Origin of the sequence: Bacillus sp. FSL R9-9834, assembly GCF_038006905.1 — a bacterium.
GTDB lineage: Bacteria > Bacillota > Bacilli > Bacillales > Bacillaceae_G > Bacillus_A > Bacillus_A pacificus.
The window spans coordinates 2,501,913-2,518,102 of the sequence record NZ_JBBOWD010000001.1 but is presented as its reverse complement, the minus strand read 5'-3'; the positions used below and the strand labels follow the sequence as shown (position 1 = coordinate 2,518,102).

The following is a 16,190-nucleotide window of genomic DNA, read 5'->3' as shown; positions in this document are numbered from 1 at the left end:
TATACTAAAGGGGATTTTTCGTAGGAGAACTTGAGAAATAAATAAGGGGGATTTTTATGTATGTTGATATTTTATTGCTCGCAGAATTGACGTCAGGGCCAAAATATGGGTATGAAATAAAGAAAAATATTCAAAATCGGTTAGGAGAGAATTTTGAATTAAATCATAATATGCTTTATCCTTCTCTTCGACGTTTTGAGAATATGGGGGCTATAACGAAAAAGGTACATACACAAGTCGGAAAACCAAACCGAAATATGTATGACATTACTGAAACAGGAGAAGAAATTTTTTCTGAAATGTTACGCGAGTTTCCCGAAAAACTCGCGACAAATAATGCAGAATTTCTTGTTCGTATCGCGCTATTTGAAAAACTTGATTATAAAGCTAGAAAAGAAATTTTAACAATACGCCAAAACGTACTACATAAACAGCTTACTGCTATTCAATCTTTAGATGCTATTTCATCTTTTATTACAGAAGTCATTGAATTTAGTAAATCGCGTATTGAGCATGAATTGCTCTGGATTACATCACTTATGAAGAAAATATGAAAAATAACAAGAAAAGTTAAAAACAATGAATGAAAATGAGATTTATTATCAATACTATAATTAATAAAAGGGCAACCACGATTTGGTTACCCTTAAAAATTTATACTTCCGGATCGAAAGTTTTGCAATCTGTTTCTTCTGTAGTCGATGCTTGTTTTCCTTTATGACTTACTACATAAATTGCGTCTGCGCTACATTTATTACCGTTAGCCCAAAATTTACAATTGTTTACTTCACATAAAACGTCTTGTGCCATAGTATCACACCTCCTCGTTCTATTATCATTAACAAAATTCGGAGGTATGATACTCTTTGTTATGCATTTTTTATTCCATTTTTAGCTTTCTTAATGGCTCTATATCCCCTTGTACAATAGCATCTATATTTTCAGTTGTTTTTTCAATATCAAAATGCCACCATTGAATTTGCAGTAATTCCTCTATTATTGTATTTGTAAATCGTTCCTTTATTTTATTTGCGGGGTTTCCACCAACAATTGTATATGGTGCAACGTCTCTAGTCACAACAGATTTAGCTGCAATGATTGCACCATCTCCTATTTTGATTCCGGGCATAATGGTTGCATCCATACCAATCCAAACATCATTACCTATGACTGTATCCCCTTTGTAAGGTAGATCAGACAAACTAGGTGTATGCTTCTCCCACCCATTTCCAAATATATTAAATGGATATGCCGAAAATCCATCCATCCGATGATTCGCTCCGTTCATAATAAAGGTAACTCCATTTGCAATACAACAAAATTTTCCAATGATAAGGTGATCACCAAGAAATTCATAATGATGTAATACTCGATCTTCAAATGTTTCTCCATCTTTCGCATCATAATATGAATAGTCACCGGCGAGTATATTAGCTTTCGTTATTGTATTTTTTATAAAGTGAACATTTTTATTTCCTTCAATAGGATATTTAACATTTGGATTAGGATTCATGTTGCACAGCACTTCCTTTACCGTTTATTTCACTTTCTACTGCTATTACTGGCTTTAAATTGTATATAGGTAAAATAAATAATAATCCAATTATAAATAGTAAAGCTGTGCCTTCGTACATCGTACTTAATGAGAACATTTCTTTTAATGAACCAGCAATACTCATTGTTACTACCATTGAACCGGTGAATAGCGGACTTAAAATGCCATTTACACGACCAATAAAATCAGTATCACTATTTTGAATAATGAGCGTATTAATACCTATTTGAATACAAGGAAGAGCTAAACCGCTAAAAAGTTGTGCTGTGAGTGTTATCCATAAATTGGTGGAATAACCTATAATACCGATGCCGATTGCCTGACCAAGCATACCGATAATTAACATCTTTTGCGGCGCAACGTTTTTTGCAAACACCATCGCTAAAGCACCTCCAACAATCATTCCTGCACCATTTACTGTTAGTAACCATTGTAAACTCTCTTTTGATAATCCTAACTGCTCAGTTACAATAAAAATACCTAACGGCTGAATTAAACCAATTCCTAGTCCTGCTGCCATAAAACAAAGCCCTAGCAAAGTTAATGCTTTTTTCTTTTTCACATATTTAATACCATCAAGCATTTCCTGTAACAGAGTGATTTCTTTCTTCTCATTATCATTCTCAAGATCTTTCGGAAGAAATAACAACACAGCTGCTGCAAGTAAAAAAGCAATACCTGTAATAATGATTGAAATATAAATTCCAAAACTATGAAAAATAAATGTTCCAAGAATCGGTCCTAATACCATAAATATCGCAAATATTGTTTGATAAATAGACATTGCTAATTGAATTTGTTCTGCCGATAAATGCTGTTTAAATAATTTCATGCCAGATGGTTGAGAAAACTGTGAAAGAATTGCAGAAATAAGTGTGACAAAAAATACGATTTTCCACGTTCCAAACATTAGAGTAATTAATACTGCAAATACTGATAAAGAACTTAAAGTCTCACACCATATCATAGTCCTCTTCGGCTTCCACCTATCAGCAAACGTTCCACCAATAAAGGAAAAGATGAAAATTGGAGCAAACTCCGCCACTGAAATCATCGAAATAGCAAAAGCATCACCTTTTGTCATTTCCATTACGTAAAGTAATACCGCAAAGTTCCGAACCCATATTCCAATTTGTAAAAATAATGCTGATGCTAAAATCACTTGAACAAACCGATTTTTTAATACTTGTGATACCCCATTGTTTTGTTTCGTTACTACATTTGTCGACATAAAAAAGCCTCCTATTTCATGTTCTGAACAGGAAGCAGCACAAATCATATAAAAAGACTATATATTCGCAGAGCGAAATACATCCCTTTTCTATAAATGTACAGACTAATCCTATTCAGAAGAATATTTCGTTTTTTAACGAAGATCTCTTATAAATAGAATTAGTTGATCATTGGGATGTTTTCACCCTTCCGTTTCGAATTTAAATAACACATACATACTCTATGTAAAACATTTTCAATGTATGCATGTCTCCCTTTAACTATTCTAGAAAGTTAAAGGCAATTCCTCTAAAGAACGCATTAAATAGTTACCTTGCCATTTAATGTCTTTACGATCGCCTTTTATTTGTAGTTCAGGCATTCGTTTGAACAAAGTAGTAATAGCGATCTTTGCTTCTAACCTCGCAAGTGGAGCTCCTAAGCAGAAATGACTACCATGGCCAAAGGCAATGTGACGGTTGTTCTCCCGTGTAATATCAAATATTTCTGGATTTTCAAATACTGTTTCATCACGGTTCGCTGAAGCCAATGCGATAATAACCATATCTCCTTTCTGTATTGTTTGATGGTGAATTTGAAAAGGTTCTGCTGCCCATCTTGCAGTTGTAACCTCAACTGGAGAATAATAACGCAATCCTTCCTCAATAGCCGAATCAATTAGTTTTGGATTATCTTTTAATAACTGTAATTGATTTGGATTTTCAAGAAGTGCTAATACTGTATTTGTTATTAAATTTACCGTTGTTTCGTGTCCCGCTACAATTAGTAACATGATCATCGAATATAGTTCTCGGGCGCTAAGTTTATGCCCTTCACTCTCTGCAAGTATTAAAGCACTCACCAAGTCTTCTTTTGGCTCTTTTCGTTTCACATCAACTAAATATTGAAGATATGTAATAAACTCAGATAGTTGTTTTTCAGTTTCTTTTATTTCTTCAGGTGTTTCTGGTGATGCAATAACAGCATGAGACCAAATTCTAAATTTCGCTTGATCTTCTTTTGGAATACCGAGCATCTCACTTATCACAATAATTGGTAATGGAAATGAATAATCATCCACAAGATTTAATGTACCTTTTCGCTCTATATCACTTATCAAATCATCTGCTATTCTCTGAATTCTTCCGTCTAATTGTGCAATCATCTTCGGTGTAAAAGCTTTTTGAACTAAAGATCGTAAACGACTGTGGTTAGGTGCATCTGAATTTAGCATATGTGTTGTCAAGTGATCACTATTATCAACGGAAAGATACATGTTCTTTGTATCTTGAGAAAACACATTTGTCCAATCTTTTTTTAAACGATTATCTTTTAAAAGTGGCAGAGCATCTTCATATCTAGTAATGAGCCATTCTTTACCGATTTCAACTTGGTTTACAAATAATATTGGTTGTTTTTTTCTCGATTCTTTATAAATTTCATACGCATCTTCTTTAAACTGAGCTGAAGCTAAATTAATGCCATCCTCTATGCTTAACCCAACTTTATTTTTCATTGACATTGCATTCCCTCACTCTCATTTGTTGTTGAAAACCAACCCAACATATGCATTATACTCTAATAAAAACGCGAAAATTGTAAATTTTTAATCAAAATCTCACTTCGTATATTGAAAAATAAAAAGTGAGAAAGTAAAATCGTTTCACTCCCTCACTTCTCTTTATGCGAAGCACATAAAATTACTAATTTGTTGATAGCGATAACTTACTTTACGACGACGACCACCTTGCCACGTGTAACCTGATACTCCATTTCTTCTCACTTCAGTCGGGAAGAACCATAAATCCCTTCCGAAAGGACCAGGACGATGTAAGCGTAAATAGCCCCATCTTCCTAGACAGTTACACATCCAGGATTTCATATTACCTGGTTGTGCAGGAGAAGCAAATGTAGACGGTAACGACGGCGCTTGTGACGGAGGTGGTGACGTTGGAGCATCTTCCGCATCATCTGGTCTGTAATCTTCTTGTTCAATATCTCTCACTTCATTTGTAGGTTCATACCCGTAGTTTTGTGGATTATAATACATCGCTTGATCATATGGATAATTTTGCTGGTTATACATATTAATAAATCACCTTCTTTTTATTCATTGTCTTTACCATTCATATGTGATATGCCCTCTCTGGGAAGCTTATGTATAGCCTAAATTCAACAAAAAATAAAGCTCGTATTTAAAAATACGAGCTTCTTCATAAACAGAATAGATGTATTATTTTCTTAATTTCACACTATAGAAACGCATTTCATCTAATGAACCTTCAAATTCAAATACTTCTTGTTTAATTAATTCCTTTAAGCGATATTCTAAAAACGTATCGCCAACTGATTGTTCTACAAGACCAAGTGCTTCACCAATTACTCTAGGAGCTTTTCGGAATTCTTGATCAGCGCCTATGCTTTTCGCGCATTCAATAATAAATTGATCAAAATAATTTTCTTGTACAGAACGTACTTCATTGTCTGTCCAAACTCTTAAAAATTCCGTACTTTTCGATAGACTATCCCACTCTTGTTCAAACTGCATACGTTTCTCTACAGTTAAATACGGCAATTTTACAAAACTTTTTTGAATTAGAGCTAAACTTTCAGGTGCTAACTCTCCTGTTCCACGAATAACATACTCTAGTTTTAATATTTCTTTACTTGCTTCAGATGTATTCATAACGCGAATATTTTTCTTATCTTTTAATTGCGCCATTACAAAACATAGACCTACATGTTCATGTGCGTTATCTGCCTTCCAAATGGTAATTGGTGTTTCATTCGGAATTGAATGTAAAACTTCTAAAGTTTCCTTAAATCTTGGTAAATACTCTTCTTCAAAATAACAATCATAAGAAGTTAAGTTATTTACTAACCACTCTTTTCTTGCTAGTTGCCCTTCATTCATATGTAACTTATTTATCGGCCCAATTGAAAAGAATTCAGAAAAAGCAACAACCATCTCTTCCAATCGTTCTTCTTGACCAAGCATATGCTTTAAACATCCAGCTGTTGAATCATCAAATGCAATATGTACGTGTGAGACTTCTTTTACATTTCTTTTATAAGATGTATTACTCGTTAGTTGCTTAGGAATATCCATCAAATTTTTAATAGTATCTTCACTATAATTTTCTTTTAATAAATTTAATTGGATTAGAATACTTTGAAGTAAATGTTTTGCTTCATCTTCGTGCATATCTTCTACAGCATTTTTAATTTTATCTATCATGTAAACCCCTCTATTCATTTCAAAAATAACGTAGATTATAGTGTATCATTTAAGTGTTACTCTTTAAAAGTTTTTTAGTCAAATCATGTATTAGAAAGATTGCTAAATAACCTTTTGTAAATCTTTTTATTTAAATGTATAATTATATGGAAAATAAAAAATATAGGAGCTATGTTTATGGAGAAAGTATTTCCTAATTATAAACATTATCTAAAAAATTGGAGATTTATATTTATTTGTATATTACCTACTATCGCCTTTTTATATGTTTTTGATGTCATCTTTGAATTAATATTTCATCAAGATTTCTATTTATCTAACTTAATTTTTGCTATTATTTTATTTTTAATATTTATGAGCATCAAAGATATGTTTAAAATTAAAAGTTAAAGATCCGGATAAAGTGGGATAAAAAAGAGCACCCTGCAATCAGATGCTCTCATGTGATAGAGGTTTTTCTGAGTATTAAGTAGGACACGAAGGTCTTGTCCCACTATCTAATATATGCTTGTACTTATTTTTTGTGCATGTACGAAGTATCACTATAAATTCTCCTCATAAATTCATTGTACAATTAACATATTTATACATAAAAAAACATCCCCCGTGGATGTTTTTTTATGTACCGATTTTTAAGCTTCCATAAACTTAGCCGGTACACCAATTTTTTCAACTACAGAAGATATATTAGTAGGATTAATCATTAAGGGGCTTTTAACTTCATTATGCATTATACCGATTTCTACGACGTTCCATCCTCGTTTGTCCTTGAGCAGTCTCTTCTTTATATTGAGGTATTTGCTCTGCCATTTCATATGTTGCAACTGCAGTTGGTTCTTCGTAATTATGCTCACGTATTTCTTCAGGCGTTTTTTGTTTCGATACTTTCCCACCAAACTTAAATAATTTCAACTTAAATTTCGGTAATCTTGGGATCGGAATCTTAAATGATAGCTTTTTACGTTTCTTTTTTTGTTGAAATAAAGTTATATTTTCTTTATAATCCTCTTCGTTACGGTGTAATAACATAGCAATTAATCCACCTAATATAAGTCCACCAACTAAAAGCATAAGATATTTGAAATTACTTGTCATTAAACTCGACATACGTTCAAGTATGACTAACGACTGCACCTCTTTAATATCCCATAGTAAAGCAGCCCATAATGCGAATAAACCGAAAGTAAGCCCATATGTACGAAAACGGAATAAACATGGGATTAAAGCGACACAAGCAGCGATTTTCGCATTCGCTATGATTGAACTTGTTGAAATATCTTGATGCCAAATAACTAACAATAGTGTAATAAATGGCGCATATGCTATCCAGCTACATATACGTGAATATATTTTTTTCGCAAAATAACTACCGAAACTGGTGAAAAATAAAAGGCCTCCAATATATAAAGATTGTTCTAGTGGGATTTGCTTCATAATTCCTGCAACTGGAAAGAGGCCGCTCAATAGCATGAATAGCACATCTAATTTCTTCACAATTCCTCATTCCTTTCCAATTTCTTTTGAATTCATTCCTATTGCTTTTCCAAATGATATAGTTTTTTATTTCTAAAAAACATCTTAATCCTGTATGGAAATAAAGTAAATATATAAAAGAGAAGATACATGACAAAAGATATCCTTATTTACATGAAAAAATGACAAATCCTGATCGATATAATGAGCAGGATTTGTTTATTATTATTTACAGTAGAATAATTGAATCTTTCTTTTCTATTTTTATAATATCTACATCCAATTCATCATCAAACTCTTTAAACTCTCTTGCATCTATATCCGTCATATAGCTCTTTATTACTTTCGCCATATGCATAGAATATGGCATGTGTATATTCTTTTCCAAAAGCATACTTGAATTACAGCACATGTAATGTACCATTTTGGCAATATAGTTCCTTTCAACAGCTTTTACACCTAGAGGTAATATTTCAAGTATATATCGATGCAATGTTTCACTATCATTACACAGATACTCACCAGTGCTATAATACATTCCTTTTTGATCTATATATAAACTCGTACTATCTAGTACGTCATCACATTCTATCACACCGTATTTTGGTACATCAAAAGATGTATTTATTCTTACAGCATTTAAGTTTGGAACCTTTAGCACATCTGGAACAATGTCAGGGAAAGTATCTATATCAATTTTTTCATTTTGTAACTCTTTTATCCAATGTTTTCTTACATTCGCATCTATAATGAAGTATACTTGCTCATTTTGCTCTTTTGCAGGTTGTAAAATTTCCGCTAATGTTTCAGAAACAAATTGTTTAAATTGAATGCCCATATCATTTCTTTTTGAAGGCTGCGGCAAAAAGGTGTTATGTTTATCTACATTTAATAATAAACGATCAATCGTTTGCCACTCTGTATTCCCATATAATTTATATGAAATTTCTTTTCCTTTTATTTTTGAAAAAATGGGTAAGAAATCAAATTTCGAGATTCGTTCAATTGATAAATTAACATATGTACAAGGTAAATTTATCTTATTCCAACTACGTTTTAAAAATCCTTTTTGTTCTAATAAACTCAAAATACCATTTATAATCGTTTTACGAGATACACTTTGACCTATAAATAAATTAATAAATGCTGAAATACGGTTTGTTCGTGCAAATCCTTCTCTAACAATTTGCTTTGGATCAATTTTTTCACGTCCATCACAATTTTTCATTGCAATTAACGCCAATGTCGCATCATTACGCTCACCTGCAGTAGCATAAACCGCTTTCATAACATCCTCTACTAAATTCGTTTTATACTTCTGGCAATATTGCATTTTATATGGATTTTGCAATACCTTTTCAATATTACATCTTACTATTTTTAACAACACTGGCGAATCTGCATTTAATATATATGATGACTCACTAATTTGAGCTAACACAATTTCACTTTCAAATAATGCTTGTTCTACTTCCAGCGATATTTTTTCAGACCATATTTCTAGCGTTATAGTCTCTAATCCTTTTGGTGCAATTAAAGGGAATAATTCTTTCCTATTATCTGTTTCCATCTTTTTGCATTCTGGTAGTAATGTGAAATAAGAAAATTTTTGTTGAAACCCTTTAAATAGATACTCTCTTTCTTTTGCTTTTATACCAGATTTTATTTTAGTACCTTGAACTTTATATATCCTCTCATTGTATGGAAGAAGTACCCTAAGATTTGCTCCTAGCATATAATCTTTCGGATATTGAAGAATATGCTCTAATTCAACTTCTCCACCTATACGAAAATCATCTTTTAAATTTCTAAATATCTTAATCCATTTGATGCCGTTTGTAGCCTGCTGAACTTTTAGTTTTACAAATCGTAATTTCTTATTATTCGATGCAAATTCTGGAGTAGAAATTAATATCATGCCCCGTTTTCGTCTTAATAGCAAAGGAATGTCTGGATGGTTATATTCTTGATAAAACCTCCGAATTCCTATTGAAACATTTAATAATGGAATGTTCTCTCCTCCGCGCGTTATATATTCGAACCGAAATACATAGGCGAAATAGTCTTGTGTTTTTTCATCTTTAATAGGCTCTGACATCGCCTCACAAATATTTTGTGATCTAAGAGGAGAAAAATATATATCTTCTTCATTTATATTTTCTAATTGTACAGGACGTTCACAAAAAATATGTGAAATTAAAGCGGGCACCCATTTAGAATATACTTTCTTATCATGTAGTACTGTTAAATTAGAAATTAAATCGTAATGCCATTCATATTTTGGCGATTCTATTAATTTATTAGGTTTCCAATCATGAATAATCTCATACCAACTTTGAAAAATATAATCAAGTTGTTCTTTTCTAATAGGTTCTTTACATACAATCCATGGTGTATTTTCATTTAATACATATGGATTATGCTGAATAAATAATATATCAGAAAACATATCATATAATCTTTCATTCAATCGTTTCAACTTACTCGTTAATAAAAATGTCTTATAATGTATCTCTACAATATCGAGCCATTCAATAGGAAAATATATAAATGATACGCTTTCGTTTAAAAGAGGTTCTATTATATTTTCAAATGTTAACAACTTTAATTTTCCCATAAAATGATTACTTCCTTTCTTTATTTGTCTTGATTGTCAAAAAACTAGAAAAATAGCACTTACTCTAATCCATTTACATCAAGTATTTAAAAGAAAAGTAAAAAAACATTTCTCTGAACCATATATTATTGAAACAGCTCATTTAAAAATGAAAAGTAATTATCATATACAGCCCCCTTAAAAACTATTTTTTAATACATTCAAATTATACAATATAAATAATGTAATGTATTTATCATTTACAATAACTTTACAATAAATTGAAAAAAGACGCATTTAGATTGATGCGCCTTTTTGCGATACTTCTTTTGTTAAATTATATACATAAGTATGATTCATACCTGTGAATAGCAATACCTCTTCTCTTTATCCGATTACGTTTTTCTCTTCTGTACTTATCGGCCACTTTTCTAATGTATAAGCCATTTCCCAAAATGAATATTCATATTGGCTGCTAATAATAAAATGTTGTTTCATTCGATTTCGGTCTGCCTCTGTTACTTTTTCAGCTATTGCATCTAATCGTGTGATTTGCTCTTCCACCAATGTTCGGAACCAATCAGATCCATAAGCAGAAATCCATTCGTTATAAATCGGCTCTTCTGGCTGACACTCTTTTAAACGCTCACCAATTTCATAATACAGCCAATAGCAAGGTAAAATTGCTGCAATGATATCACCTAAATGCCCTTCATACGCAGCACGATACATATGTGAAGTATATGCGTATGCAGTTGGAGCAGGGATAAAAGTATCTTTTTCTTCTTGTGTTATCCCTAATTTCTTCGCAAAATTCTCATGTAAAGATAATTCCGCCTCATATGTATTTTGAGCATGGTGTGCCATACGAGCTGTCGTTTCTAATTCTAGTGCTTTTGCAGCTCCTAAAGTTTGTACTCTAGCAAAGTGACTTAAATAATATGAATCTTGAAGCACGTAATAGCGAAAATTAGCTAAATCTAACGTTCCTTCACCAAGTTTTTTTACAAAAGGATGATGAAAACTAGCTTCCCAAATTGAATCTACTTCTTTACGTAATGATTGTGAAAAAGTCATTTAAGTCCCTCCAATTATGTATAAAATTTAAGTATTTACCCACCATTATTAAATCTGTAAAACAAAAAAACTTTCTTTACAGGCGTAAAGAAAGTGAAATTGACAGTTTTTATTTATTAAATAGCAATGTCTTTCCCACTTCCCTACGCTGGTATTAACCAGATCAGGTACTAAGAGTCTCAAATTCCAATTTGATCTCAGCCTATAATAGGCCCCCCTAGTGGATAAAATATTTAATTTTCGTATTGTATTCATCATAACATACTTCATGTAACTGTCAAAAGTTATTCATGATACCACTACTTAAAATCCTTCGTCTTTTCTTACTCTTAATGAAGTTTCAATAATCATATCTAATAGTTTACTATATTCAATTCCCGCTGCAGCTGCACTTTTTGGTAGTAAACTCGCTTGCGTCATCCCTGGTAATGTATTAATCTCCATTACATATGGAATACCATCCTTCACCATCATATCCACCCTTGCATAAACGCTGCATTTTAATGCTTTATAGCAAGCCAGTGACGCTTTGTTTACACGTTCCTTAAGTTCAGCTGGAAGTTCAATAACTTCTTCAATTGTACTAATATCATCATATTTCGCATTGTAATCAAAGAACTCCGCCGCATGTCGAATTGAAATAATAGGTAATTGTTTTCCATCAAAAATGGAACATGTAATCTCGTCACCTTTTATATATTTCTCTATTACTACTTCTGAATCCCATTCGAACACCGTTTCCAGCATTGAAATTAATTCATCTTTATCATAGACAATCTTTACCCCCACACTCGAGCCACCAGAGTTTGGTTTTACCACTAACGGAAATCCTAATTTATCTAATTCATCAACATTTAGATCCTCCATTTTTGTAAGTTCAATCCAATCTGGTGTTTCTATTCCTTCATAACGTAAAATCTTTTTCGAAATATTTTTGTCCATACATATACCGCTAGATAACATATTGCTTCCGCTATAAGGAATACCTAAACTTTCAAGCGTTCCTTGAACAGTTCCATCTTCTCCGTATTTTCCGTGTAATGCGAGCAATGCAAAATCAATGTCTTTCGCTTTTTCGATTAAATCCATTTTTTCATTTAATGTAATTGGTACAATTTCATATTTATTTTTATCTAAATTTGCAATCATTTCATTTCCAGTCATAATGGATACTTGTTTTTCAGAGGATACTCCTCCCATAATAACGCCAATTCTCATTTCCTCAACTCCAAATTTCGTTTTTTATTGTATCACCGATTATTTTAATGCCACGAACTATTTCTTCTTCTTTCAGACGTGAAAATCCTAATCGAAAAGTGGTCGCTCCTTCTCCATCAGAATAAAACACATCTCCAGGAGAAAAAGTAACCCCTTGCTCATAACACTTTTGCAAAAGTGTGCGGGCATGAATTTTTTCTTCTAACTCTATAAATAAATGAAGTCCACCATCACCGGTCATTCTTTGAAACGGAATGTACTCGTTACACGCCCCAACAGCTAACTCATATTTTTTCTTATAAACAGACCTTGCCTTTTTTAAATATTTTTCAAAATATCCTTCATGTAAATATTGAAAAAGAACAGCTTGATCTAAAGTAGATGTGTGAATTGTTCTTGCTCTTTTTACACTTTCTAAATAATGAATCAGCTCTTTATCTGCAATGATCCATCCAACACGTAAACCAGGGAAAAGTACCTTCGAAAAGCTACTAATATAAATCACATTATTACCAGCACCAGCAAAAGTTAATAGTGGGGCTAAATGTGAACCTGAATAACGTAGTTCCTCATTAAATCCATCTTCTATAATAGGAACCTTATATTTTGAAAATAATCTCATCAGTTCCGTTCTTTTCTCTGAACTCGTAACAATACCGGTTGGATTATGATAGGAAGGAATTAAATACGCAAAATCAAACTCTTTTTCACGCAAGCTTTTTTCCACTTCGTTCGTATCAATGCCATCTTCATTCATATTTATTCCATGCACTTCAAGACCATGTAGGCGGAAAAGCTTGAGTGCAGCATGATGAGTCGGATTCTCGCAAATAACCCGCCCTGATTTCTTTGATAACGAGGATAGAACAATGTCTAACCCTTCTGTAAATCCATTTGTAATTAAAATGTCTTTATTCGAAATATCTACACCTTTCATTTCCATATAATGAAGTAGATATTTCATTAACGGTCTATAGCCTTTTGCGTATCCGTAATTTAATACGACATCACCTTCAATGGACATACGAGTAAGAAAAGCTCTTTTGAAATTTTCCACATCAAATAGCTTTTCGTCCGGAGCGATACTGTTAAAAACAATCATTCCTTTTTCCCAGCGAACACCATGTTTCATTAAATCTAATTCATCCGCTAATAAAGTAACTGTATTAAGTTTATTTTTCCAATCTATTTCAACAGACGAAGTGTTTGAAATATCAACCTTCGCAACAAAATTCCCTTTTCCTTTTACTGCATATATAAGTCCTTCTTGCTCTAAATCCGCATAAGCAGCTAGCACAGTATTTCTGCTCACACTTAATAATTCGCTAAGTTCCCTCGTCGAAGGAATTTTTTGATCCCCGAGCAAATGCCCTTTCATAATCATCTTTTTTAAATAATCTTTCAATTGAATATAAACGGGACGCTCTTTGACAACTTTAAAATCTTTAAACAATTCCTTACCCCCTGCAATCATTTTTGCATAATTATTTCATTCTCAAAAGGTCCACTACATATGTATTTTTTATAAAGGGCGGTACGGTCTTATAAAGTGGAACTTTAATCAATGGGATTGTTTATTAAGCTCACTGATTATTAGCCCTCACGAACCAGGCGTTTTACTACCTGTTACTAAGGGATAAATCTTTACGGTATAAGTTAATTATATCTTTTAAAGCTGCTGCTGCGGCTCCGCGTGGATTTGATGCACCACCAATTGTAGTAACTTGCCCCATCGTATCTGTAAAGAACGTAATCCCTTTTTCTGTCCCATTTACATTTGCTAGCGGATGATTCTTATCTATTTCGTACGGTTCTACTTTAAGAGTCACTTTACCATCCTGCTCCTTATACGCTGAAGCTATTAATTTAACAAATTTATTTTGTTCCTTAGCATTTCGAATTTGTTGTTTTGTAACATGTTCAATTCCTTTTATATGTATATCTGTAAGCATATGCTCTGTTCCCATTAAACTGTTTGTCAAAAGTAACAATTTACAAGCACTATCAGATCCGCTTACATCCAATATTGGATTCGTCTCAGCAATTCCTTTACGTTGCGCTTCTTTCAGTGCTTCTTCAAACGTAATATCTTCCTCATTCATTTTCGAAAGAATATAATTTGTAGTCCCGTTTAATATTCCTTCTATTTTTTCAATATGGCAACCAGCTAAACTAAATTGACCAATATCAAGTGTCGGTAATGCCGCAGCAGTTGCACCACTATATCGAATTCGTACATTTGCGATTTTTGCTGCTTCATTTATTTCTCTCCAGTTTGTAACAAGCGCACCTTTTGAAATTGCTACTATATCCATTTGTTTCTCAATCGCTTGTTTTATATATTGTTTCCCTGGATTTCCATCTTTAAGGTTTGTAACTGTTGATTCTACCAGCACTGTACCACTTATGTTATCTGTTGCACGTTCCTCCGGATGATATTCTATATACTTTTCAAGTGCAGCACTACTGCTACCATACATTAATAAGTTATGAATAGATAATCCATCTTTATTATGTATTGCAACATTTCTGCCTAATACGCCACTTACAACTAACTCTATACCATAAGTTTCATATATATATGAACATTTTTCATGTAGTAATTTTATAAACTCTTTTCCTACTGTTCCATATCCTGAGAGTACAACTTTAATTTTCATAATATCCCCCCATATTTTTCTATCCAATCCCTCTTTCAATATAATATATAATAAAGCGCCCTCGAATTCCATCGAGAGCGCTTTATTATTACCTATTTCGGTAAACGTAATAGCTTTTCAGCGATTGTTCTATAAAACTCTTGAATACTAGAAAAACCTAATGTGTCTGAAACACTTCATCCTACCATGTCGAGATTGTCCTAATTTGCTTTCGTTTCGATATGATTCCATCTTCCAACCTGTAAAGGCTCATAATTATTTACAGCAGTATTAGTAGAAGATACAATCATAGAATTTGTATTTACTACACCGTCTTTTTGCCACCAAACAGTATCAATTAATGGATGATTTCCTTCATATCTTGCATAGGAACTTAAGTTCCCTATTAACACTTTATTCATCGTGAAATGAGGCAAATGTAATCTTCCTGTATATCATGAACACCACCCCAATATTTTACGCCAAGCATTTCTTCTCTACCCCATACTCCCCCTAGTAAAACGTTTATATTTTTTAATTTACATCATGCATTCATAACTTAAACATAATGTAAAGTATTATATATACGTTGTATATATAGAAAACATATACAAATGTTGATAAATATTAATTCAAGTGAATTTTTACTTTTTACAATACATCTTGTAAATCTGTTTATTTGAATTTATAATTAGATATAGTTTCCTCATGTTAAAAAGATTTAAAAACCATAAGAAAACTAATCTCATTGCTTGAAAAGGAGGAAAAAGCATGCAAATCAAATCAAATATTCATACATTATCTCAACCTACTAAAATAACTCCGTCTAATCTTGAGCATAATACTATCTCTTCTACTAAACTTGAAAATAAAAAATCAAATGATCCCATCAAATTTGATATTCGTTCATCTGAAAAAGAGATGAAACAACCTGAGCATAAATTTAATGAATTAGATTTATGGAAGATGCTAAAAGATAAAGGTGTTCCTTTATGGATTATACTTGAAATGCTACAAAAGGCTCGTAAAGAAAAAGAAACACAAAATAATTCAGTTCAAAATTCAACTGCGATTGAAGAAACGAGTGAGACTCGATTAAATGAAGTAATGTAATCTATGTTATATGAATGCTCTAAAGTAAAAAGAGTTCGAGATTGATAAAATTTCTATCAACCTCGAACT

Annotated in this window: 15 protein-coding genes, 1 pseudogene and 1 riboswitch; of the genes and pseudogenes, 3 read left to right on the top strand and 13 right to left on the bottom strand. The window is 32.3% G+C overall.

Annotated features, from left to right (window positions below; all coding sequences use genetic code 11):
* Positions 1-56: 56 nt before the first annotated feature.
* Positions 57-554, top strand: coding sequence for a PadR family transcriptional regulator (locus MKY00_RS12975; protein ID WP_016717585.1), 498 nt, complete (start codon positions 57-59; stop codon positions 552-554).
* Positions 555-654: 100 nt separating this feature from the next.
* Here the strand turns inward: MKY00_RS12975 and MKY00_RS12970 are convergent, their stop codons facing one another.
* The 6 genes from MKY00_RS12970 to MKY00_RS12945 form a co-directional block, all read right to left on the bottom strand.
* Positions 655-810 (bottom strand): DUF1540 domain-containing protein, encoded by a 156-nt coding sequence (locus tag MKY00_RS12970; protein ID WP_000046091.1) that lies wholly within the window; start codon positions 808-810, stop codon positions 655-657.
* A 70-nt stretch (positions 811-880) separates the two neighbouring features.
* Positions 881-1,513: a Vat family streptogramin A O-acetyltransferase gene (locus tag MKY00_RS12965; RefSeq protein ID WP_016717584.1), complete on the bottom strand. Its 633-nt coding sequence runs from the start codon at positions 1,511-1,513 to the stop codon at positions 881-883.
* The gene (locus MKY00_RS12960; RefSeq protein ID WP_016717583.1) at positions 1,503-2,786 is read right to left on the bottom strand and encodes an MFS transporter; all 1,284 of its coding nucleotides are present in this window, start codon (positions 2,784-2,786) and stop codon (positions 1,503-1,505) included. The genes MKY00_RS12965 and MKY00_RS12960 overlap by 11 nt, the downstream gene beginning before the upstream one ends.
* Positions 2,787-3,053: 267 nt before the next feature.
* Positions 3,054-4,289 (bottom strand): cytochrome P450 family protein, encoded by a 1,236-nt coding sequence (locus MKY00_RS12955; RefSeq protein WP_016717582.1) that lies wholly within the window; start codon positions 4,287-4,289, stop codon positions 3,054-3,056.
* 159 nt (positions 4,290-4,448) lie between these two features.
* Positions 4,449-4,853 (bottom strand): hypothetical protein, encoded by a 405-nt coding sequence (locus MKY00_RS12950; RefSeq protein ID WP_000282687.1) that lies wholly within the window; start codon positions 4,851-4,853, stop codon positions 4,449-4,451.
* Between the two features lie 147 nt (positions 4,854-5,000).
* Positions 5,001-6,005 (bottom strand): DUF1835 domain-containing protein, encoded by a 1,005-nt coding sequence (locus MKY00_RS12945; protein ID WP_074585726.1) that lies wholly within the window; start codon positions 6,003-6,005, stop codon positions 5,001-5,003.
* A gap of 177 nt (positions 6,006-6,182) precedes the next feature.
* Here MKY00_RS12945 and MKY00_RS12940 point away from each other — a divergent pair, with 177 nt between their 5' ends.
* Complete coding sequence (locus tag MKY00_RS12940) at positions 6,183-6,395, top strand: hypothetical protein (RefSeq protein WP_000416565.1); 213 nt, start codon at positions 6,183-6,185, stop codon at positions 6,393-6,395.
* Between the two features lie 333 nt (positions 6,396-6,728).
* Here MKY00_RS12940 and MKY00_RS12935 read toward each other — a convergent pair whose 3' ends face one another.
* From MKY00_RS12935 to MKY00_RS12905, 7 genes and pseudogenes are all read right to left on the bottom strand, one after another.
* Positions 6,729-7,499, bottom strand: coding sequence for a DUF3959 family protein (locus MKY00_RS12935; protein WP_016717580.1), 771 nt, complete (start codon positions 7,497-7,499; stop codon positions 6,729-6,731).
* Positions 7,500-7,707: 208 nt separating this feature from the next.
* On the bottom strand, positions 7,708-10,095 hold the full coding sequence (locus tag MKY00_RS12930; protein ID WP_016717579.1) for an RNaseH domain-containing protein: 2,388 nt from the start codon (positions 10,093-10,095) through the stop codon (positions 7,708-7,710).
* Between the two features lie 366 nt (positions 10,096-10,461).
* Entirely contained in the window at positions 10,462-11,151 is a 690-nt protein-coding gene (gene tenA / locus MKY00_RS12925) for a thiaminase II (RefSeq protein WP_016717578.1), read from the bottom strand.
* A gap of 123 nt (positions 11,152-11,274) precedes the next feature.
* Positions 11,275-11,380: riboswitch (TPP riboswitch) on the bottom strand.
* A gap of 74 nt (positions 11,381-11,454) precedes the next feature.
* Entirely contained in the window at positions 11,455-12,369 is a 915-nt protein-coding gene (gene ddlB, locus MKY00_RS12920; RefSeq protein WP_016717577.1) for a D-alanine--D-alanine ligase, read from the bottom strand.
* A 4-nt stretch (positions 12,370-12,373) separates the two neighbouring features.
* Positions 12,374-13,822, bottom strand: a complete 1,449-nt coding sequence (gene pdxR / locus MKY00_RS12915) for a MocR-like pyridoxine biosynthesis transcription factor PdxR (protein ID WP_016717576.1) — start codon at positions 13,820-13,822, stop codon at positions 12,374-12,376.
* 166 nt (positions 13,823-13,988) lie between these two features.
* A complete protein-coding gene (locus tag MKY00_RS12910; RefSeq protein WP_074585727.1) occupies positions 13,989-15,029 on the bottom strand; it encodes a homoserine dehydrogenase in 1,041 nt (346 codons plus the stop codon).
* Between the two features lie 92 nt (positions 15,030-15,121).
* Positions 15,122-15,451 (bottom strand): annotated as a pseudogene (locus tag MKY00_RS12905) (lipase); the annotation flags it as partial.
* Positions 15,452-15,779: 328 nt separating this feature from the next.
* Between MKY00_RS12905 and MKY00_RS12900 the strand changes: the two are divergent.
* On the top strand, positions 15,780-16,121 hold the full coding sequence (locus tag MKY00_RS12900; RefSeq protein WP_016717573.1) for a DUF3914 domain-containing protein: 342 nt from the start codon (positions 15,780-15,782) through the stop codon (positions 16,119-16,121).
* The last annotated feature ends 69 nt before the right edge of the window (positions 16,122-16,190 follow it).